This is a genomic window from Acidovorax sp. FG42 (assembly GCF_057809195.1).
Genome location: NZ_JBMDJM010000002.1, coordinates 197,530 through 215,901, shown reverse-complemented (window position 1 = coordinate 215,901; position 18,372 = coordinate 197,530). Strand labels below are relative to the sequence as shown.

Genomic DNA, 18,372 nt, shown 5'->3' with positions numbered 1-18,372 from the left:
GACGCGGGGCGGCTCAGTGCAGGCCTCCGTACTTGTCTTCGCGGATGATGCGCGGCGTGATTTCGCGCGGCTCGATGGACACGGGTTCGTACACCACGCGGCGCTGGTCGGCGTCGTAGCGCATTTCGACATGACCCGACAACGGGAAATCCTTGCGGAAGGGGTGCCCGATGAAGCCGTAGTCCGTGAGAATGCGGCGCAGGTCGTTATGGCCGTCGAAAACGATGCCAAACAGGTCAAACGCTTCGCGCTCGTACCAATTGGCGGAGTTCCACAACTCAGCCACCGAGGGAACGACCGGGAAGTCATCGTCCTGGCAGAACACCTTCACGCGCACGCGCTGGTTGAGGCTGACCGACAACAAGTGCGACACCACACAGTAGCGGGCGCCTTCATGGACAGCATCCCCATACGCAGAATAGTCCACACCACACAAATCGATCAGCTGCTCAAAACGGCAACCTTCAGAGTCGCGCAGCAGGCGCATGGCGTCCAGATAGTCTGCAGCGGCGACCACCACGGTCACCTCATCGAGGGCGACCGAAATCTGGCGCACCTTGGCACCCAGAGCCGCAGCGATATTGTCCTTGAGCTTCTCAGGCCGAATGGCAACAGCTGTCATCATCAACCCTTCAGACGCGAGCAATGGTGTTGGTGCGGCGGATCTTCTGCTGCAACTGAATGATCCCGTAAATCAGGGCTTCTGCTGTCGGAGGGCAGCCGGGCACGTAGACATCCACGGGCACGATGCGGTCACAACCGCGCACCACCGAATAGCTGTAGTGGTAGTAGCCACCCCCATTGGCACACGAACCCATCGACAGAACCCAACGGGGCTCGGACATCTGGTCGTAGACCTTGCGCAAAGCCGGGGCCATCTTGTTGCACAGGGTGCCTGCCACGATCATCAGATCGGACTGACGGGGGCTGGCACGAAATACTTCCGCACCAAAACGGCCGATGTCATACCGGGCCGCTGCCGCGTGCATCATCTCGACAGCACAGCAGGCCAGACCAAACGTCATCGGCCACAGGGAACCGGTCTTGGCCCAGTTCACCACGGAGTCGTAACTCGTGGTGATGAAGCCTTCCTTCATCACGCCTTCAATCATTGCATTGTCCTTGTTGAAGTCCGCTCATTCCCAATCCAGGGCACCCTTTTTCCATTCGTAGGCAAAACCCACGACCAGGATGGCCAGGAAAATGACGACCGCCACGAAACCGGCAACACCCACCTCGTGCAGCGTGACCGCCCAAGGGAAAAGGAATGCGATTTCCAGGTCGAACAGAATGAAGAGAATGGCCACGAGGTAGTAGCGCACATCGAATTTCATGCGCGCATCCTCGAAGGCTTCAAAGCCACATTCGTAGGGGGAGTTCTTTGCGGCATCTGGGCGGTTGGGGCCCAGTATGTAGCCGAGTACAAGGGGGACAACGCCTACGGCGATGCCGACCAAGATGAACAAAAGGACGGGGAGGTACTGATCGAGGTTCATCTTGAGGATGTGCTCACCGCTGTGGCCTTGCCCGTCAGGACCCAAGCCGGGTCATGCAGGCAGGCCTTTGTTTTGGTGCCGTCGGCGAGACTCGAACTCGCACAGCTTTCGCCACTACCCCCTCAAGATAGCGTGTCTACCAATTTCACCACGACGGCTGATTTTTGCATCTGGATGGCATGAGGAACCTTGCGGCTTTTGGCTTTCCAGACAATCCAGAATTCTACTCCGGAAAAACCCTGCTTCGGCCCTGAGGGCCGAAATTCAGTTCAATTATTTGGTCGGAATCTGCGCCGCGCCAGAGGCGGGAGTCGTTGGTGCCACAGGTGCCTCAGAGGCCGGCGCGCTGGCGGGCACGGCAGCCGCAGGCGTTTCCAGAACGCTGCCCGAGCTGGCAGGACGCGCATTGCCAAAATAGGCCAATGCCAGCGTCGAGACAAAGAAAACGGCCGCCAGCACGGCCGTCGTGCGGGACAGGAAGTTGGCGCTGCCGCTGGCGCCGAAGAGGCTGCCCGAGCTGCCGCTACCGAAGGCGGCCCCCATGTCAGCCCCCTTGCCATGCTGGATCAGGATCAGGCCAATCATGGCCAAGGCCGCCAACATCTGCACCGCCAGAATCACATTCACGATCACGTTCATTCTCTGTTCACTCCTGATTGAATTGTTTGCCTCGCAGCCGCCTCAACGGGCCGCCGCAATGATTTGTAGGAAGTCGGGCGCCTTCAACGAGGCACCGCCGACCAGGCCGCCGTCGATATCGGGCTGGGCCAGCAGCTGGGCCGCATTAGCTGCGTTCATGCTGCCGCCGTACAGCAAGCGGATGCGATCCGCATGCTCGCTCGCAGCCGCCAGCTGGGTGCGCAGCACCGCATGCACAGCCTGCGCCTGCTCCGGCGACGCAGTGCGACCCGTACCGATGGCCCATACGGGTTCGTAAGCCACCACGATCTCGCTGATGCAATGGCCGTTCAGATGGATCACTGCGGCGAGCTGGCGCTTGACCACCGCCTCGGTCATGCCCGCTTCACGCTCTTGCAGAGTTTCACCCACGCAGACGACTGGAGTCACACCCGCCGCCAGTGCGCGCTGGGCTTTCTCCGCCACGATTGCGTCGGTTTCACCATGGTACTGGCGGCGCTCGGAGTGCCCCACCAGCGCATAGCGCACACCAAAATCCTTCAACATGGCTACCGATACCTCACCGGTGTAGGCGCCCGACTCGTGCGCAGACACATCCTGCGCCGCCACCGCAATGGCAGTGCCGGCAGTCAATGCCTGCACCTGCGCCAGGTAGGGCGCAGGCACTGCGACAGCGATATCACAAGCCACCTCTGCGGTGCCCGCAATCAAGGCCTTCAACAAAGCCTCGTTGGCAGCCAGGCTGCCATTCATCTTCCAGTTACCGGCGATGAGTTTTTTCTTGTTGTTCATGATTACCACGTCAAAACAATCTTGCCGATGTGCTGGTTGGACTCCATCAGCGCATGGGCTTGTGCGGCGTCCGCCGCGGCAAACGTGCTATGGATGACCGGACGGACCTTGCCCGCTGCCAGCAAGGGCCAGACATGCTCGCGCAGCGAGCGTGCAATTGCACCCTTGAACGCCACGGGACGCGGACGCAATGTAGACCCCGTGATGGTGAGGCGCTTGCGCAGCACCAGTCCCGCATTGAAGCCGCTCTGCACGCCCCCTTGCACGGCGATGATGACGATCCGGCCATCCTCGGCCAGGCATTCAACTTCGCGGGCAACATAGTCACCCGCCACCATATCGAGCACCACGTCAACACCACGCGCTTCGGTGATTCGCTTCGCCTCGGCCGCAAAGTCCTGGGACTTGTAATTGATGGCGTGGTGTGCACCCAGCGAAAGGCAAGCCGCACACTTTTCATCGCTGCCCGCCGTGGCGATCACGGTGGCACCGAACGCACGGGCCAGCTGGATGGCGGTCACGCCAATGCCGCTTGTACCGCCCTGCACCAGCAAGGTTTCCCCCGCCTGCAAACGCGCACGGTCAAAGACATTGCTCCACACCGTGAAGAACGTCTCCGGAAGCGAGGCGGCCTCCACGTCACTGAAACCCTCAGGCACCGCCAGACACTGCACCACCGGTGCGACGCACCACTGGGCATAACCACCACCTGCCACCAAGGCGCAAACGCGGTCACCCACACGAATGCCCGCCTCTGCCATCGCCGAAGCATCGCCCGACTCGACCACCCCCGCGACCTCCAGCCCCGGAAGGTCCGAGGTGCCGGGAGGCGGCGCGTAGTGGCCCAGTCGCTGCAACACGTCGGGGCGGTTGATGCCGCTGGCCGCCACGCGGATCAGCAGCTCACCCGCCCCCGCCACGGGAGCAGGACGCTCACCCAGACGCAGCACCTCAGGCCCACCAAAGGATGTGATCTCGACAGCTTGCATAACGGGGTTTACCGGATATGGATTGGAATGATTTGGGCCGCTAGCGCATGACTTACATGCCCTGGCAGCTACCAAATCAATAGCACATCAGCAATTTAGCCGTTCACCTGGGCAGAGGCACCATCTGCAGGCAGGGACTGCTGCTGTTGCTGCTCAGCGGGATGGCGTCCACCGTCACGGCCGTGGTCGCGGCGGGGTTCGCGGTCGCCACGCTCTGCGGGCGCAGGACGGTCGCTGCCGCCCGCGGGACGGTCGGCCAGCACCTTCATGGACAGCTTGATGCGGCCCTTTTCGTCAGTTTCCATGACCTTGACCTTCACGATCTGGCCTTCGGTCAGGTAGTCGGACACCTTCTCGACGCGTTCGTGGGCGATCTGGCTGATATGCAGCAGACCGTCCTTGCCGGGCAGCAGGTTGATCAGTGCGCCGAAGTCCAGGATCTTGGTCACAGGGCCTTCGTAGATCTTGCCGATCTCGACCTCGGCCGTGATCTGCTCGATGCGGCGCTTGGCTTCGTCAGCCTTGGCAGCGTCGGTGGCGGCGATGGTGATGGTGCCGTCTTCCTCTATGTTGATCTGGCAGCCGGTCTCTTCGGTCAGCGCACGGATCACGGCGCCGCCCTTGCCGATCACGTCACGGATCTTCTCGGGGTTGATCTTCATGGTGTACAGCTTGGGAGCGAAGTTCGACACTTCGGTCTTGGCCTCACCCATGGCCTCTTGCATCTTGCCCAGGATGTGCATGCGCGCTTCCTTGGCCTGGGCCAGTGCCACCTGCATGATTTCCTTGGTGATGCCCTGGATCTTGATGTCCATCTGCAGGGCCGTGATACCGCCCGTGGTACCCGCCACCTTGAAGTCCATGTCGCCCAGGTGATCTTCATCACCCAGGATGTCGGTCAGCACGGCGAAACGGTTGGCATCCTTGATCAGGCCCATGGCGATACCCGCCACGTGCGCCTTCATGGGCACGCCGGCGTCCATCAGCGACAGGCAGCCGCCGCAGACCGAAGCCATCGACGAGGAACCGTTGGACTCGGTGATTTCCGACACCACACGCATGGTGTAGGGGAATTCTTCCTTGGTCGGCAGCACAGCCACCAGAGCACGCTTGGCCAGACGGCCGTGGCCGATTTCGCGGCGCTTGGTCGAGCCCATGCGGCCCACTTCGCCGGTGGCGAAGGGAGGCATGTTGTAGTGCATCATGAAGCGGTCTTCGTACTCGCCGGCCAGCGCGTCGATGCGCTGTGCATCGCGCTCGGTGCCCAGCGTGGTCACCACCAGCGCCTGGGTTTCACCACGCGTGAACAGGGCCGAGCCGTGGGCACGGGGCAGCACGCTGTTGCGGATTTCGATGGGGCGCACGGTGCGGGTGTCGCGGCCGTCGATGCGGGGTTCGCCCGCCAGGATCTGGCTGCGCACGATGCCTGCTTCGATGTCGAACAGCATGCCTTCGACCTTGACGGAGTCGAACTCCACGCCGTCAGCTTTCAGGCCTGCCATCACAGCAGCATAGGCTTCACGGCAGGCTTGGGTACGGGCTTGCTTGTTGCGGATCTGGTAGGCAGCGCGCAGCTTGTCGTCAGCCAGAGCCACCACTTTGGCGATCAAGGCTTCGTCCTTGGCAGGCGCTTCCCATTGCCACACGGGCTTGCCCGCGTCGCGCACCAGTTCGTGGATGGCGTTGATGGCCACGTTGCCTTGCTCGTGACCGAACACCACGGCGCCCAGCATGATTTCTTCGGACAGTTGCTGGGCTTCGGACTCCACCATCAGCACAGCAGCTTCAGTGCCCGCCACCACCAAGTCCATCTGCGAGTTCTTGCGCGCAGTCTGGCCGGGGTTCAGCACGTATTCGCCGTTGATGTAACCCACGCGGGCGGCACCGATGGGGCCGTTGAACGGGATACCAGAGATGGCCAGGGCTGCGCTGGTGGCAATCAGGGCTGCAATGTCAGCATCCACTTCGGGGTTCAACGAGATCGTGTGGACCACCACATGCACTTCATTGAAGAAACCTTCAGGGAACAGCGGGCGGATCGGACGGTCGATCAGGCGGCTGGTCAGGGTTTCGTGTTCGCTGGGCTTGGCTTCGCGCTTGAAAAAGCTGCCGGGGATCTTGCCTGCGGCGTACGTCTTCTCGATGTAATCCACCGTCAGCGGGAAAAAGTCCTGGCCGGGCTTGGCGGACTTGGAAGCCACCACAGTGGCCAGCACCACGGTGTCGTCAATGTTCACCAGCACGGCGCCGGAGGCCTGGCGGGCGATCTCGCCCGTTTCCATGATGACGGTCTTGTCGCCCCATTGGAAGGTCTTGGTGACTTTGTTGAAAATGCTCATGTTCAGCTCCTGTTTTAATAGCTGGTAGCGCCCTACCAGATTGGCTTGGAGAGCAATTCAGAACACGATGCCATTCCAGTGAAGTGCTACACAATGCAGCGGCAACAACTTCATTGGAATGACACAGCTTCGCTCTGTTTTGCGGCTCCGAAGTAAAAAACGCCTGAGCTAGCGGACTAACCCAGGCGTTTTGGCATGCAATGAAAATTACTTGCGCAGACCCAACTTGGCGATCAGCGCGGTGTAACGGTCAGCGTCCTTGGCCTTCAGGTAGTCCAGCAGCTTGCGACGACGGCTCACCATGCGCAGCAGGCCACGACGACCATGGTGGTCCTTGGCGTGCGTCTTGAAGTGAGGGGTCAGTTCGTTGATGCGAGCGGTCAGCAGGGCCACTTGCACTTCTGGGCTACCAGTGTCGTTGGCAGCACGGGCGTTCGCCTTGACGACTTCGGCCTTGATGGAGGATGCAATCATGTTTTTTCCTTGAATGTGGCCTGCCGCAAGCGGAAAGCCATGGTTTTTACTTGCGCCAGCAGCTGGAACGGCCGCAGGCGTGCGTCTTGCACCATGCAAAACTCGCGGATTATAACCCGAGGCCCTGAATTCACCTCTGACCGGTCTCTCGGCACACGCCCAGGCCGATGTCACCCGATCAGAACCAAAGGCCTGTTGCCGCCTTGGGCCGCCTGTGTAGCGCCGAGGATACGCCGCAGCTCCGGCGCCGGGGGCATAGGGGCACCCCGGCACATTCCAGCCCAAGCGCCCCTTAAGATCACTCGTGGATCAGCTAAGCACCGGCATTTCAACACTTCACTCCCGGACGATTCAACATGCCATTCACCCCGGCTCTCCATCCCTCGGCCCACCTGGCACTGCGCAAGGCGACCGCTCCCCTGCTTTTGTGCATGCTGGCCCTGTGCCTCGGGCTGCATCCCGGGGCCAGCCACGCCACGACCAAGAACGTGACCCAAGGCGCCCATGGCGCAGTGAGCAAGAAAAAGAAGTCCACCAAGGTGAAACAGGAGCGAAGCTCATCAGAGGAAAGCCGCTCGGACCGTGACCGCCGGCTGTACCGGGAATGCAAGGGGCGCGCCAATGCAGGTGCCTGCCTGGGATACACCAGCAAACCCTGACTCCACGCACCACGCCAGCAGAGGCACAGGCCCACCGCATCGCTGAGACGCCCTGGCACGGCGCAGGCGCTGCGCACCGGCCGCTGCTTGTTCAGGCGTTGGCCGCCGTGATGCCCCAGCGCGCGAGCGCAGCATCGTCACTCACCCGCGCATCCACCCAGCGGGCGCCCTGTGGGGTTTGTTCCTTTTTCCAGAAAGGCGCCTGGGTCTTGAGGTAGTCCATCAAAAACTCGCAGGCCTGAAAACTCTGGCCCCGGTGGGCGCTGGTCACCGCGACCAGCACAATCTGGTCCAGGGGCTGCAGCAGGCCCACACGGTGAATCACGCGGGCGCCAAAAATATCGAAGCGTCGAAAGGCCTCGTCCACCATGGCTTCGATGGATTTCTCGGTCATGCCGGGGTAGTGCTCCAGCTCCATGGACGACACCGGGTCGCCATCGTTGCGGTCACGCACGGTGCCCACAAAGCTGCACACAGCGCCCACCCCCTTGTTCTCGCGGCGCAGGGTTGCGATTTCGACGGACAGGTCAAAGTCCTCGGTCTGGATGGAAACACGGGGCAGGGTCATGGCAATAGCTCTCAGCGGGGCGTAGGAAGTTCGGCCAGAAAGGCGCATCAAGGCGAGCGATGCAGCCGTGGCGCGGCCAGCAGGGCGCGCTCTTCTTCCACCACCTTGTTCAACTGCACCAGTGCGGGCGACGAGGGCAACTGGGCCAGCAATGCTTGCAGGCGCGTGATGTCGCCCACGCTGGGCGCCACCTTGATCTGTGCGACGGCGGCGGGCAGGTTGCCGCCCCGGACCAGCGCCAGTACCTTGGCGGGCCACTCACTTTTGTTACGTGCCATAACTTGGAAAAAACATTTGTCTGTACGATTCGCCCGCACTGTACCCGCATGCGATCGGGTGCGCGATCTTCTAGCCCTACCCTGCCCATGGCCACACAAACGATTGAGACCGACCTCTACAAGCTGTATCCATCCCCGCGCAATGCCGTCCGCGATGTGTTCGAGCACCAGGTCTTCGTGCCCCACCCTTACGCGATCATTGACCTCGATGTGATGGAGCTGGCGGGCAAAACCACGCTATTCGGCGCGTGCCGCCTGTCGGACATGAAAATGGGCCAGGTCGTGACTTTCGAGCTGGCATCCGACCAGGCCAAGTTCGAGCGGCTTTTTACCCCCGACTGAGCCCATGGACGACGACAACCAGATCCACGTGCCCCCGTCCTTCATGGCGGTGTACACCGACGCACGGGGTCGCCTGACCGACAAGGCGGACGCCGTGCGCACCCGCTACGAGCTGTGCGAAGACCTGGCGGGCCACCTGGTGGAGCACGCACAGACGCTGTACCACGTGCAGGCGCCGTCAGAGACCGAGATCCTGCAGCGCATCCATGCAGGACTGTGCACGGCGGAATCTGGCGTATCGGTGCCCGAGGCAACGTGGATCGTCACCCGGCTGGCCGAGCTGCTGGTGTGGCAATGCCCGTTGCTCCAAGCCCCTCCACCCACGCCGGTGGACGACGCGCCACCGGGACTGCCCTCACGCTGATGGGTCCGGGTCCATGGCCCCTTACAAAGGCCTGGCTATACTGCGCCCATGCCCACGCACGCACTCGTTGCCATGACCTCCGCACCCGCGGTGGCGTTGCAGTGCGTGGTCAAAGCCAAAAAACCCCAGCTCATCTGACCGGAGCTGTGTGGTTCCGTCCCGGATGAGCGACGGAACCTGTTGGCAAAAATCTCCCTTTTTTGGCTCCTGGCGACTCGCGCACTTGTGACGGTTCTTCCCTTGGTCGAACCTTGAAAGGACGCTTCGCATGCCTGCAGTCTCTGCCTCCCCCACCCCATTCCAGGGTCTCTGGATTCCCCTGGTCACCCCGTTCCATGACGGCGCTGTGGACCACCCCTCCCTCGCCCGTATGACAAAGAAGCTGGTCGGCCAGGGCATTGCGGGTTTTGTGGCCTGCGGGTCCACCGGCGAAGCCGCAGCGCTCGACAAGGCGGAGCAGTTGGCCGTGCTGGAGACGGTGCTGGACGCCTCACAAGGCCTGCCCGTGGTGATGGGCCTGTCGGGCTACCACCTGGGCCAGACGCAGGAATGGGTGCAGACCCTGGCGCGGTACCCCCTGGCCGGACTGCTGGTCCCGGCACCGCACTACATCCGCCCGTCGCAAGATGGGTTGCTGCTGTGGTTCCGCGCCCTGGCCGACGCGAGCGCCGCGCCGCTGGTCATCTACGACATCCCCTACCGCACAGGCGCCACGCTGGCCACCGACACCCTGCTGGCACTGGCCGAACACCCGCGCATCTGCGCCATCAAGGACTGCGGCGGCAATGCAGCCAAGACCCAGGCACTGATCGCGGACGGGCGCCTGGCCGTGCTGGCGGGCGAAGATGCGCAGATGTTCACCACCCTGGCCCTGGGCGGCCACGGCGCCATTGCTGCCAGCGCGCACTGGCAGGCACCGCGTTTTGTGGCCTTGATGGAGTTGCTGCGCGCGGGTGACCTGCCGGAGGCCCGCAGGGTATGGCAGACCTTGTTGCCCTGGGTGGAGGCCTGCTTTGCAGAAGCCAACCCGGCGCCGCTAAAGGCCGTGCTGGCCCACGCGGGCTGGATGCGCAATGAACTGCGCGCACCGATGACAGCGGCCTCCGCCGCGCTGGAGCAGCGACTGCAGGCCCTGCCCGGGCTCAGCCTCCGGTAACCGGGGGGAAGAAAGCCACCTCGGCCCCATCGGCCAGGGTGGCGGACTCGTCGCTCAAGGTCTGGTTGAGCGCCATGCGCACGGCCCGGCCCCGCGCCAGGCTGCTGGCATGGGCACCACCGCGAGCGATGAGTTCGTCGCGCAGGGCGCCCAGCGTGGTGGCGGCAGTTTCGACCGCCTCACTGCCTTGCCCAATGGCTTCGCGGATCGATGCGAAGTACCGCACAGTGATCTTCATCCCAGCAACTCCGAAAACGCGATGAATTGCACCGTGTCGCCCGGCGCAATCGTCTGGCCCGCCGGGTTGTCCACCACGCCGTCACCCCAGGCCGCCGAGGTCAGCACGCCCGAGCTCTGATTGCTGAACAGGTCCAGCCCGCCCGCCGCGTTGAGCCGCACGCGCAGAAACTCGCGGCGTTTGTCGGCCTTGGGCCAAGGGAAATCGGCACGGACAGCCAAGGCTTGCGGCGCCACGTCCTGCACGCCCTGCAGCCGCAGCACAAAGGGCCGGACCAGCAGCGCAAAGGTGAGAAAGCTCGACACCGGGTTGCCGGGCAGGCCCATGAAGTGGGCGGCACCGCCTTCTCGCGGGATCTGGCCGTAGGCAAATGGCTTGCCGGGCTTCATGGCGATCTGCCACAGGTCCAGCGTGCCCAGAGTCTCTACCGCCGGCTTGATGTGGTCTTCCTCTCCCACGCTCACGCCGCCGCTGGTCAGGATCAGGTCGTGTGCGCTGCTGGCCTGGCGCAGGGCGTCGATGGTGGCGTCGCGCCGGTCGGGCACGATGCCAAAGTCGGTGACCTCGCAGCCCAGGCGCAGCAGCATGGCGCGCAGGAAAAAGCGGTTGCTGTTGTAGATGGCGCCGGGGCGCATCTGCTCGGGCGGCACCTCGCCGGGCATGACCAGTTCATCACCGGTGGAGAACAAGGCCACGCGCGGACGGCGTGCCACCTTCAGCTGGTGCAGGCCAATGCTGGCCGCCAGCCCCAGTTCGGCCGGAGTGAGGCGCTTGCCCGTTGACAGCACCACCGCACCCCGGGTGATGTCCTCGCCCGCACTGCGAATCCACTGACGCGCTTGGGGCACAGCGTTGATCCGCACCGAACCCAGGCCATCGGCCGCCCCAAGGGCCTCGCAGTCCTCCTGCATCAGGATGGCATCGGCGCCTGCAGGCACCGGCGCGCCCGTGAAGATGCGCGCCGCCGTGCCCGGCAGCAGCGGGTCACCCGCACTGCCCGCAGGAATGCGCTGCGACACGGGCAACACCACACCGGCCGCCGCCACATCAGTGCAACGCACGGCATAGCCGTCCATCGAGCTGTTGTCCTGCGGGGGCACTTGCAAGGCCGACACGCAGCTCTGCGCCAGCACGCGGCCGTCGGCGTCAAAGGTGGTGACCGTGTCAGTGCCAGGCAGCGGCTGGGCTTGCGCCAACAGATCCGCCAGCGCCTCGTCCAGCGGCTTGAGGGGCTTCATTGGGGGGCGCATGGCAGCAGCCCCCCGTGCAGTTCCCAGTTGTATTCAAAGCGGTGTTCGTACTGGATGAGCCAGTCCACCACCTTGTCGGGCGCGTTGAGGTCCAGCAGCGGCAGTTGCGTGGGCACCGGCAGGCTCTCAGGGGCATCGGTGGCCACGGCCACCACAAAGTCATCTTCCGGGTAGCGCACGGGTTTGGCCAGTTGCCCGGGCTCGGGCGCGCGCCAGACCTCGATCTTGAGCAGGTCGCTATCCTTGAAGCCTTCCACCAGCACCCAGTCCACGCCCTGGTACAGCTCGGCCAGCAAGTGGTGCACGCTGAGCGTGGCGGGCTGCTCGAACTCGCGCACCAGCATCAGGCGCTTGTCCGATGCGGCAACCACCTCGAAAGCCCCCGCCTCACGGTGGCGGTAGGTGTCCTTGCCCGGGTGGTCCACATCAAAACTGTGGTGGGCATGCTTGACCACCGATACGCGCAGCCCCCGCAGCCGCAGTGCGGGGATCAACTGCTCGACCAGCGTGGTCTTGCCACTGCCGGAGAACCCGGCAAAACCGACAACCTTCATCCACTGCTCCTTGATTAGCTATGCTATTTATAGCTTGCAGCGCATATCTGACTAGCGCTTGGGGCGATTTTGATCACAAAACCGGGCCATCCCGACCTGCAAAGCGCCTACTGGCACCTGCGGCCTGACTGCCCGGGCTGAGCCGTCACCCCACCCGATTCAAGCGCAATGGCGCTCGATGTAGGCCTTGACCAGATCCACATCGGCGGGCATCACCTGCACCCGCTTGGGCAAGTCTTCGATGCCGGCAAACCTGGCAGGCCGCTCGGGCGCATGGCCCAGGGCTTCGACGATGGTCTCGGCAAACTTGATGGGCAGCGCCGTCTCCAGCACGATCATCGGCACGTTCGGGTCCTGATGGTGCTCCAGGGCCACCTTCACCCCGTCGGCGGTGTGGGTGTCGATGGTTACTCCATGGCGCTGGTAGTTGTCGCGGATGGTGGCCAGGCGGTCGGCATGGGTGCTCTTGCCGCTTTCAAAGCCGTACTTGGCAGCAGCATCGGCAAAGCACGGATCCTGGCTCAGATCAAACCGCCCGTCCTTGGACAGGGCATCGCCAAACAACGCCTTGGTGCGCGCGCCGTCGCGGCCCAGCAGGTCGAACACAAAGCGCTCGAAGTTGCTGGCCTTGCTGATGTCCATGGACGGGCTGGACGTTTCGTGCGTGTCCGCGCTGCCACGCACGCGGTACACGCCGGTGCGGAAGAACTCGTCGAGCACATCGTTCTCGTTGGTGGCCACCACCAGCTTTGCGATGGGCAGGCCCATCATGCGCGCCACATGGCCAGCGCACACGTTGCCGAAGTTGCCCGAGGGCACCGTGAAGCTGACCCTCTGGTCGTTGGTTTCCGTAGCCTGGATGTAGCCCGCAAAGTAGTACACCACCTGTGCCAGCAGGCGCGCCCAGTTGATGGAGTTGACCGTGCCGATCTTGTATTTGTGCTTGAAGGCGTGGTCGTTGGAGACGGCCTTGACGATGTCCTGGCAGTCGTCGAACACGCCCTCGATGGCGATGTTGTGGATGTTCTCGTCCTGCAGGCTGAACATCTGCGCTTGCTGGAAGGCGCTCATGCGACCGTGCGGGCTGGTCATGAACACACGCACACCCGCCTTGCCACGCATGGCGTATTCGGCCGCGCTGCCGGTGTCGCCGCTGGTGGCGCCCAGGATGTTGAGCTGCTCGCCACGGCGGCCCAGCTCGTACTCGAACAGGTTGCCCAGCAACTGCATGGCCATGTCCTTGAAGGCCAGTGTGGGGCCGTTGGACAGGGCTTCGAGCCACAGGCTGTTTTCCAGGTGGCGCAGGGGCACGATCTCGCCCGTGCCGAACACTTCAGCGGTGTACGTCTTGGCGCACAGGGCCTTCAGGTCGGCAGCGGGGATGTCGTCGATGTAGAGCGACAGGATCTGGAACGCCAGCTCTGCATAGCCTTGCTCGTGGTAGGCCTTGCGCAGGCGCGTGAGCATGGCGTCATCCACCTGCGGGTAGTGCTCGGGCAGGTACAGGCCGCCATCGGGCGCCAGGCCTTCGAGGAGGATGTCGCAAAACTGCTTGCGGTCTGCATGGCCGCGGGTGCTGAGGTACTTCATGAGGGGTTCCCGTCGGTATCGGTGAATGGGGTGAACTGGCTAAAAGCTGATGCCGTACACACGGATGTCAATGTAGAGACGCGAGGCGATCAGCAGGAAGAACCCGCCGATGAGGATGAGCCAGTGCAGTGCACGGTCCTGGCGGTTGTCGGTGCGCTCCAGCAGCACAAAGTAGAGCCACGCGGCCAGAAAGCTGCCCGCCCCGTTGAGGATGGCCTGCGTGCGCGGCATGGACCCAAACAGGGCCAGTGCGACCAGCAGGCCAAACCAGAACGCCAGATGCCAGCGCGGCAGATCGACATGCGCCATCTTGAGCAGCGCCGACAGCGTGAGGGCGGCAACCAGCGTGGGCATGGCGGGGCGGCATCATGGCGCGGCGTGGTCCATCATCAGTTGAGCTCTTCCTTGCGGATGCGCGTGATCGGTGCCAGCACGGTGGGCAGGGCCTGCATTTGTGCAATGACAGCATCCATCGTGCCTTCGCGGGTGTCGTGGGTCAGGATGATCAGGTCGGTCTGGGTCGAGCCCTCGCCGCCCACTTCGTCCGCCTCGCGCTGCAGCACGGCGTCGATGCTCACGCCGGCCTCGGCCAGCAGGCCCGTGACCTTGGCGAGCACGCCAGCCTGGTCGGCCACGCGCAGGCGCAGGTAGTAGCTGGTGACCACTTCGCTCATCGGCAGCACGGGCAGCTGGTCCATGGCACCTTGCAGCGTGTTGGCCTGGAAGGCCAGGTGGGGCACGCGGTGTTCGGGGTCGGCCGTGTGCAGGCGGGCAATGTCCACCAGGTCGGCAATCACGGCGCTGGCTGTGGGCTCGGAGCCCGCGCCCTTGCCGTAGTACAGCGTGGTGCCCACGGCATCGCCCTGTACCACCACGGCGTTCATCGCGCCTTCGACGTTGGCGATCAGGCGCTTGGAGGGCACGAGGCTCGGGTGCACGCGCAGCTCGATGCCCTTTTCGGCGCGCTTGGTGATGCCCAACAGCTTGATGCGGTAACCCAGCTGCTCGGCGTACTTGATGTCGGCAGCGGAGAGCTTGGTGATGCCTTCCACATAGGCCTTGTCGAACTGCACGGGGATGCCGAAGGCGATGGCCGACATGATGGTGGCCTTGTGCGCGGCGTCCACGCCTTCGATGTCGAAGGTCGGGTCGGCCTCGGCGTAGCCCAGGCGCTGGGCTTCCTTGAGCACCACATCAAAGTCCAGGCCCTTGCTGCGCATCTCGGACAGGATGAAGTTGGTAGTGCCGTTGATGATGCCAGCGATCCACTGGATGCGGTTGGCCGTGAGGCCTTCGCGCAGCGCCTTGATGATGGGGATGCCACCAGCCACAGCGGCCTCGAAGGCGACCATCACGCCCTTGGCCGATGCGGCCGCAAAAATCTCGGTGCCGTGCACGGCCAGCAGCGCCTTGTTGGCAGTGACCACATGCTTGCCCGCCGCGATGGCTTCGAGCACCAGGGCGCGGGCGATGCCGTAGCCGCCGATCAGTTCGATCACGATGTCGATGTCGGGGTTGGCGATGATGGCGCGGGCGTCGTTGACGACCTGGATGCTGTCACCCACCACGGCCTTGGCGCGCGCCACGTCCAGATCGGCCACCATGGTGATCTCGATGCCACGGCCAGCACGGCGGCTGATTTCGTCCTGGTTGCGTGCGAGCACGTTGAACACGCCGCTGCCGACGGTGCCGATGCCCAGAAGGCCTACTTGGATGGGTTTCATAACAATGGGAAGAGAAAGAAAAACAATGATTCGGGAAGGATGTATGGGGCGAGGTGTCGAGCAGCAGATCCATCAACGGGTGACATAGGTCGGCAGCTGCCAGGCGCCGCCCGCAAAACCACGGCACATGCCATCGCCAGACTCGCTGCGCAGCACAAAACCCTGGCCGTCGAACTGCCACTCACGCACCCACCAGCAGTCGCCAATGCCACGGCCCTTCATCGCCGAATGCACCATGCCCGAGGCGGGATCGAAATCGCCGTCCACGTCCTGCAAGGGCTCTGGCTTGTAGGGCGGGCGGTCGTTGGCCACCCACAGCAAGCTGCTGAAGTTGTAGGCACCCATGCCGCAGGGCACGGACAGCAGCACCTTGCGATCCGTGAGCCGGTAAACCTGCACGTTGGCGGGGTTGAACGCATCGTCGCCATTGCACTGGCCCTCGGTGCTGGCGCGGTCCAGCGCAGCCACCAGCGGCTTGGCCAGCGCGGCATCGCCCTTGCGCGCAGGCAGCGGGGTCACCGCCTTGATCACGGGAGCAGGCAAAGGGGGCAGCACGGAAGCCTCTGGCTTCGTGCCTTTGCGCACCAGGGCGCCCGGGGTGCCCACCCGGCCCTGGGCCTCGTCCATCTTGAGCAGAGCTGCGGTGACACCCGCCAGCGACAGTACCCAACGGTCCTTGCCAGCGGCCACCGTGGCCTCTTCATTCTTGAGCAACTCCTGCAGCAGGCGGGGCACCTGGGCCGCAGGCACGCTGGGGGTGTCGCCCTTGAGCCCCGGCAACGAAAGTGCGCCCACCTTGAGGTGCAGCGACGCTGGAGAGGCTTTCTCGGTGTACACCTGCAGGTCCACCAGCACCGGAGTATCAGGCCCCGCCTCGCGGGTCATGCGCATGGAGACCGGCTCTGATTCCCCACTCTCCGACTGGTACCCCACGGCCCTGCAAGTGCGGGTGTTGTCGCATTGCAAGGCCCAGTCTTTGTGCTGGAAGCTCACAGGCTCCTTGCCCTTGTCGGCAGCGTGCACGGTGCCGAGCAAGCCCGCCGCCACCAGCACGCAGGCGGCAACATGCCGAGCCAAGTCTAGAGCGGAGGGGCTGCGCATGGAGCGTATCGCCTTGTTGTCTGGGCAACGCGAAGGATCAGGCCGCGACGGCTGCCGCAGTGGTCTGCTTGCGCTTTCGGTATTGCTCCAGGAAGCGCGCCACGCGGCCAATGGCATCCCGCAAGTCGTCTTCATGGGGCAGGAACACGATGCGGAAATGGTCGGGCGCGGGCCAGTTGAACCCCGTGCCTTGCACCAGCATGACCTTGGTTTCCTGCAGCAGCTCCAGGAAAAACTGTTGGTCGTCCTCGATGGGATACACGGCCGGATCCAGGCGCGGGAACATGTAGAGGGCGGCCTGCGGCTTCACACAGGTCACACCGGGAATGGCCGTGATCAGCTCATACGCCAGGTCACGCTGTTTGCGCAGGCGGCCGCCTTCGCACACCAGTTCGTTGATGCTCTGGTACCCCCCCAGCGCCGTCTGCACGGCCCACTGGCCGGGCACGTTGGCGCACAGGCGCATGTTGGAGAGCATGTTCAGGCCCTCGATGTAGTCCTTGGCAGGCTTCTTGTCGCCCGACACCACCAGCCAGCCAGCGCGGTAACCGCAGGACCGGTAGCTCTTGGACAGCGAGTTGAACGTGAGTGTGAGCACATCCTCGCTCAGCGAGCCAATGGCTGTGTGCTTGGCGCCGTCGTACAGCACCTTGTCATACACCTCGTCCGCAAAGATCACCAGGCCATGTTCGCGGGCGATGGCGACAATGCCCTTGAGCAGCTCGACCGAGTACAGGGCCCCCGTGGGGTTGTTGGGGTTGATGACTACGATGCCTTTGGTGCGCGGCGTGATCTTGGAGCGGATGTCGTCCAAGTCGGGCATCCATCCATTGGCTTCGTCGCACAGGTAGTGCACCGGGGTGCCGCCCGACAGGCTCGCCGCAGCCGTCCACAGCGGGTAATCCGGCGACGGCAGCAGCAATTCGTCGCCCGTATCCAGCAACGCATTGGTGGCCATCACGATCAGTTCGCTGGCGCCATTGCCCAGGTAGATGTCGTCCAGCGCCACGCCCTTGATACCCTGCTTCTGGGTCTCATGCATCACGGCCTTGCGGGCGGCGAAGATGCCCTTGCTGTCCGAATAGCCCGCCGAGTTGGGCAGGTTGCGGATCATGTCCTGCTGGATTTCTTCGGGAGCATCAAAGCCAAACACGGCAAGATTGCCGATGTTGAGCTTGATGATCTTGTGTCCGTCCTCCTCCATCTGCTTGGCCGCGTCCATGATCGGGCCCCGGATGTCGTAGCAAACATTGGCAAGCTTGGCGGATTTTTGGACGGTTTTCATGCGCTGACAGTAGTGCGGTGGGGTCAGGAGGCCGCCGGGGCCGGCGCCCTCAGGCGAAACCTATAATTTGACCACAGAACCGTTGCCACCCCCCGGCGGCAGACGCCGCTGCCATGCCCCGCAGTCCCCGGGCTCACCCATTCCCGACATGAAATTCCAGCCCGACCGCTCCAACGCACAGACCATCAGCGGCTACGGCCCCGGCTGGATCGGCATCGACGCCGACAAGATCACCCACAGCGTCATCATCGGCTCTGGGGGCCTGCGCCAGCCCTGGCCCTGCGCCCGCTTTGAGGACCTGAGCCCCGAGCATTTCGCTCAGTTGGCCGGACTGGAGACAGAGCTGGTCATTTTTGGCAGCGGCCTGCGCAACCGCTTTCCACCACCCGCCTGGCTCGCCCCCATGATCGCGCGGCGACTCGGGCTGGAGACCATGGACACCCAGGCGGCCTGCCGCACCTACAACATCCTGGCGAGCGAAGGGCGCAATGTGGTCGCCGCGCTGATTCTCGAAGTCTGAGCGCAAGGCGGGCT

23 protein-coding genes and 1 tRNA gene are annotated in these 18,372 nt (G+C 63.6%); 5 read left to right on the top strand and 19 right to left on the bottom strand.

Annotation, left to right across the window (positions count from 1 at the left end; all coding sequences use genetic code 11):
- Positions 1-13 precede the first annotated feature (13 nt).
- The 9 genes from ACODSM_RS03615 to rpsO form a co-directional block, all read right to left on the bottom strand.
- The gene (locus tag ACODSM_RS03615; protein WP_060987079.1) at positions 14-622 is read right to left on the bottom strand and encodes an NADH-quinone oxidoreductase subunit C; all 609 of its coding nucleotides are present in this window, start codon (positions 620-622) and stop codon (positions 14-16) included.
- A 10-nt stretch (positions 623-632) separates the two neighbouring features.
- A complete protein-coding gene (locus ACODSM_RS03610; protein WP_007849129.1) occupies positions 633-1,112 on the bottom strand; it encodes a NuoB/complex I 20 kDa subunit family protein in 480 nt (159 codons plus the stop codon).
- A 24-nt stretch (positions 1,113-1,136) separates the two neighbouring features.
- Entirely contained in the window at positions 1,137-1,496 is a 360-nt protein-coding gene (locus tag ACODSM_RS03605; RefSeq protein ID WP_056061547.1) for an NADH-quinone oxidoreductase subunit A, read from the bottom strand.
- Between the two features lie 73 nt (positions 1,497-1,569).
- Positions 1,570-1,654, bottom strand: a tRNA-Leu gene (locus ACODSM_RS03600).
- A gap of 115 nt (positions 1,655-1,769) precedes the next feature.
- Positions 1,770-2,135 carry a preprotein translocase subunit SecG gene (gene secG / locus ACODSM_RS03595; RefSeq protein ID WP_060987070.1) on the bottom strand — a complete coding sequence of 122 codons (366 nt, stop codon included), beginning with the start codon at positions 2,133-2,135 and terminating at the stop codon, positions 1,770-1,772.
- A gap of 42 nt (positions 2,136-2,177) precedes the next feature.
- Positions 2,178-2,927, bottom strand: coding sequence for a triose-phosphate isomerase (gene tpiA, locus ACODSM_RS03590; RefSeq protein WP_060987069.1), 750 nt, complete (start codon positions 2,925-2,927; stop codon positions 2,178-2,180).
- A 2-nt stretch (positions 2,928-2,929) separates the two neighbouring features.
- Positions 2,930-3,916: an NAD(P)H-quinone oxidoreductase gene (locus ACODSM_RS03585; protein WP_488804347.1), complete on the bottom strand. Its 987-nt coding sequence runs from the start codon at positions 3,914-3,916 to the stop codon at positions 2,930-2,932.
- 95 nt (positions 3,917-4,011) lie between these two features.
- Positions 4,012-6,255, bottom strand: coding sequence for a polyribonucleotide nucleotidyltransferase (pnp, locus tag ACODSM_RS03580; RefSeq protein ID WP_015013267.1), 2,244 nt, complete (start codon positions 6,253-6,255; stop codon positions 4,012-4,014).
- 207 nt (positions 6,256-6,462) lie between these two features.
- Positions 6,463-6,729: a 30S ribosomal protein S15 gene (rpsO, locus tag ACODSM_RS03575; protein WP_005793232.1), complete on the bottom strand. Its 267-nt coding sequence runs from the start codon at positions 6,727-6,729 to the stop codon at positions 6,463-6,465.
- 356 nt (positions 6,730-7,085) lie between these two features.
- Here rpsO and ACODSM_RS03570 point away from each other — a divergent pair, with 356 nt between their 5' ends.
- On the top strand, positions 7,086-7,388 hold the full coding sequence (locus tag ACODSM_RS03570; RefSeq protein WP_488804346.1) for a hypothetical protein: 303 nt from the start codon (positions 7,086-7,088) through the stop codon (positions 7,386-7,388).
- A 91-nt stretch (positions 7,389-7,479) separates the two neighbouring features.
- On the opposite strand, the gene ACODSM_RS03565 is transcribed toward ACODSM_RS03570, so the two are convergent.
- Both ACODSM_RS03565 and ACODSM_RS03560 read right to left on the bottom strand, forming a co-directional pair.
- Positions 7,480-7,956 carry a molybdenum cofactor biosynthesis protein MoaE gene (locus tag ACODSM_RS03565; RefSeq protein ID WP_015013265.1) on the bottom strand — a complete coding sequence of 159 codons (477 nt, stop codon included), beginning with the start codon at positions 7,954-7,956 and terminating at the stop codon, positions 7,480-7,482.
- A 47-nt stretch (positions 7,957-8,003) separates the two neighbouring features.
- Positions 8,004-8,234: a hypothetical protein gene (locus ACODSM_RS03560; RefSeq protein ID WP_015013264.1), complete on the bottom strand. Its 231-nt coding sequence runs from the start codon at positions 8,232-8,234 to the stop codon at positions 8,004-8,006.
- Positions 8,235-8,321: 87 nt separating this feature from the next.
- Between ACODSM_RS03560 and ACODSM_RS03555 the strand changes: the two genes are divergently transcribed.
- From ACODSM_RS03555 to dapA, 3 genes are all read left to right on the top strand, one after another.
- Positions 8,322-8,576 (top strand): hypothetical protein, encoded by a 255-nt coding sequence (locus tag ACODSM_RS03555; protein ID WP_015013263.1) that lies wholly within the window; start codon positions 8,322-8,324, stop codon positions 8,574-8,576.
- Positions 8,577-8,580: 4 nt separating this feature from the next.
- The gene (locus ACODSM_RS03550; RefSeq protein ID WP_488804345.1) at positions 8,581-8,940 is read left to right on the top strand and encodes a hypothetical protein; all 360 of its coding nucleotides are present in this window, start codon (positions 8,581-8,583) and stop codon (positions 8,938-8,940) included.
- Positions 8,941-9,208: 268 nt separating this feature from the next.
- On the top strand, positions 9,209-10,096 hold the full coding sequence (dapA, locus tag ACODSM_RS03545) for a 4-hydroxy-tetrahydrodipicolinate synthase (protein WP_488804344.1): 888 nt from the start codon (positions 9,209-9,211) through the stop codon (positions 10,094-10,096).
- Here the strand turns inward: dapA and moaD are convergent.
- From moaD to ACODSM_RS03505, 8 genes are all read right to left on the bottom strand, one after another.
- The gene (gene moaD, locus ACODSM_RS03540; protein ID WP_015013260.1) at positions 10,083-10,334 is read right to left on the bottom strand and encodes a molybdopterin converting factor subunit 1; all 252 of its coding nucleotides are present in this window, start codon (positions 10,332-10,334) and stop codon (positions 10,083-10,085) included. The genes dapA and moaD overlap by 14 nt on opposite strands.
- The gene (locus ACODSM_RS03535; protein WP_488804343.1) at positions 10,331-11,572 is read right to left on the bottom strand and encodes a molybdopterin molybdotransferase MoeA; all 1,242 of its coding nucleotides are present in this window, start codon (positions 11,570-11,572) and stop codon (positions 10,331-10,333) included. Before ACODSM_RS03535 ends, moaD begins: the two co-directional genes overlap by 4 nt.
- The gene (mobB, locus tag ACODSM_RS03530; protein ID WP_291441599.1) at positions 11,569-12,138 is read right to left on the bottom strand and encodes a molybdopterin-guanine dinucleotide biosynthesis protein B; all 570 of its coding nucleotides are present in this window, start codon (positions 12,136-12,138) and stop codon (positions 11,569-11,571) included. The genes ACODSM_RS03535 and mobB overlap by 4 nt, the downstream gene beginning before the upstream one ends.
- A 159-nt stretch (positions 12,139-12,297) precedes the next feature.
- Positions 12,298-13,728, bottom strand: a complete 1,431-nt coding sequence (gene thrC / locus ACODSM_RS03525; RefSeq protein ID WP_488804342.1) for a threonine synthase — start codon at positions 13,726-13,728, stop codon at positions 12,298-12,300.
- Positions 13,729-13,767: 39 nt separating this feature from the next.
- Positions 13,768-14,082, bottom strand: a complete 315-nt coding sequence (locus tag ACODSM_RS03520; protein WP_295940585.1) for a response regulator — start codon at positions 14,080-14,082, stop codon at positions 13,768-13,770.
- A 35-nt stretch (positions 14,083-14,117) separates the two neighbouring features.
- The gene (locus ACODSM_RS03515) at positions 14,118-15,452 is read right to left on the bottom strand and encodes a homoserine dehydrogenase (protein ID WP_015013255.1); all 1,335 of its coding nucleotides are present in this window, start codon (positions 15,450-15,452) and stop codon (positions 14,118-14,120) included.
- Positions 15,453-15,524: 72 nt separating this feature from the next.
- Entirely contained in the window at positions 15,525-16,553 is a 1,029-nt protein-coding gene (locus tag ACODSM_RS03510; RefSeq protein ID WP_488804341.1) for a DUF1176 domain-containing protein, read from the bottom strand.
- Positions 16,554-16,590: 37 nt separating this feature from the next.
- On the bottom strand, positions 16,591-17,838 hold the full coding sequence (locus tag ACODSM_RS03505) for a pyridoxal phosphate-dependent aminotransferase (protein WP_015013253.1): 1,248 nt from the start codon (positions 17,836-17,838) through the stop codon (positions 16,591-16,593).
- 148 nt (positions 17,839-17,986) lie between these two features.
- Between ACODSM_RS03505 and ACODSM_RS03500 the strand changes: the two genes are divergently transcribed.
- A complete protein-coding gene (locus tag ACODSM_RS03500; RefSeq protein WP_295940580.1) occupies positions 17,987-18,358 on the top strand; it encodes an Mth938-like domain-containing protein in 372 nt (123 codons plus the stop codon).
- The last annotated feature ends 14 nt before the right edge of the window (positions 18,359-18,372 follow it).

What these genes read in the sequence shown, in the direction of transcription:
- ACODSM_RS03615 (WP_060987079.1), bottom strand. Translation starts at nt 622, where the DNA reads ATGACAGCTGTTGCCATTCGGCCTGAGAAGCTCAAGGACAATATCGCT.
- ACODSM_RS03610 (WP_007849129.1), bottom strand. Translation starts at nt 1,112, where the DNA reads ATGATTGAAGGCGTGATGAAGGAAGGCTTCATCACCACGAGTTACGAC.
- ACODSM_RS03605 (WP_056061547.1), bottom strand. Translation starts at nt 1,496, where the DNA reads ATGAACCTCGATCAGTACCTCCCCGTCCTTTTGTTCATCTTGGTCGGC.
- secG (WP_060987070.1), bottom strand. Translation starts at nt 2,135, where the DNA reads ATGAACGTGATCGTGAATGTGATTCTGGCGGTGCAGATGTTGGCGGCC.
- tpiA (WP_060987069.1), bottom strand. Translation starts at nt 2,927, where the DNA reads ATGAACAACAAGAAAAAACTCATCGCCGGTAACTGGAAGATGAATGGC.
- ACODSM_RS03585 (WP_488804347.1), bottom strand. Translation starts at nt 3,916, where the DNA reads ATGCAAGCTGTCGAGATCACATCCTTTGGTGGGCCTGAGGTGCTGCGT.
- pnp (WP_015013267.1), bottom strand. Translation starts at nt 6,255, where the DNA reads ATGAGCATTTTCAACAAAGTCACCAAGACCTTCCAATGGGGCGACAAG.
- rpsO (WP_005793232.1), bottom strand. Translation starts at nt 6,729, where the DNA reads ATGATTGCATCCTCCATCAAGGCCGAAGTCGTCAAGGCGAACGCCCGT.
- ACODSM_RS03570 (WP_488804346.1), top strand. Translation starts at nt 7,086, where the DNA reads ATGCCATTCACCCCGGCTCTCCATCCCTCGGCCCACCTGGCACTGCGC.
- ACODSM_RS03565 (WP_015013265.1), bottom strand. Translation starts at nt 7,956, where the DNA reads ATGACCCTGCCCCGTGTTTCCATCCAGACCGAGGACTTTGACCTGTCC.
- ACODSM_RS03560 (WP_015013264.1), bottom strand. Translation starts at nt 8,234, where the DNA reads ATGGCACGTAACAAAAGTGAGTGGCCCGCCAAGGTACTGGCGCTGGTC.
- ACODSM_RS03555 (WP_015013263.1), top strand. Translation starts at nt 8,322, where the DNA reads ATGGCCACACAAACGATTGAGACCGACCTCTACAAGCTGTATCCATCC.
- ACODSM_RS03550 (WP_488804345.1), top strand. Translation starts at nt 8,581, where the DNA reads ATGGACGACGACAACCAGATCCACGTGCCCCCGTCCTTCATGGCGGTG.
- dapA (WP_488804344.1), top strand. Translation starts at nt 9,209, where the DNA reads ATGCCTGCAGTCTCTGCCTCCCCCACCCCATTCCAGGGTCTCTGGATT.
- moaD (WP_015013260.1), bottom strand. Translation starts at nt 10,334, where the DNA reads ATGAAGATCACTGTGCGGTACTTCGCATCGATCCGCGAAGCCATTGGG.
- ACODSM_RS03535 (WP_488804343.1), bottom strand. Translation starts at nt 11,572, where the DNA reads ATGAAGCCCCTCAAGCCGCTGGACGAGGCGCTGGCGGATCTGTTGGCG.
- mobB (WP_291441599.1), bottom strand. Translation starts at nt 12,138, where the DNA reads ATGAAGGTTGTCGGTTTTGCCGGGTTCTCCGGCAGTGGCAAGACCACG.
- thrC (WP_488804342.1), bottom strand. Translation starts at nt 13,728, where the DNA reads ATGAAGTACCTCAGCACCCGCGGCCATGCAGACCGCAAGCAGTTTTGC.
- ACODSM_RS03520 (WP_295940585.1), bottom strand. Translation starts at nt 14,082, where the DNA reads ATGCCCACGCTGGTTGCCGCCCTCACGCTGTCGGCGCTGCTCAAGATG.
- ACODSM_RS03515 (WP_015013255.1), bottom strand. Translation starts at nt 15,452, where the DNA reads ATGAAACCCATCCAAGTAGGCCTTCTGGGCATCGGCACCGTCGGCAGC.
- ACODSM_RS03510 (WP_488804341.1), bottom strand. Translation starts at nt 16,553, where the DNA reads ATGCGCAGCCCCTCCGCTCTAGACTTGGCTCGGCATGTTGCCGCCTGC.
- ACODSM_RS03505 (WP_015013253.1), bottom strand. Translation starts at nt 17,838, where the DNA reads ATGAAAACCGTCCAAAAATCCGCCAAGCTTGCCAATGTTTGCTACGAC.
- ACODSM_RS03500 (WP_295940580.1), top strand. Translation starts at nt 17,987, where the DNA reads ATGAAATTCCAGCCCGACCGCTCCAACGCACAGACCATCAGCGGCTAC.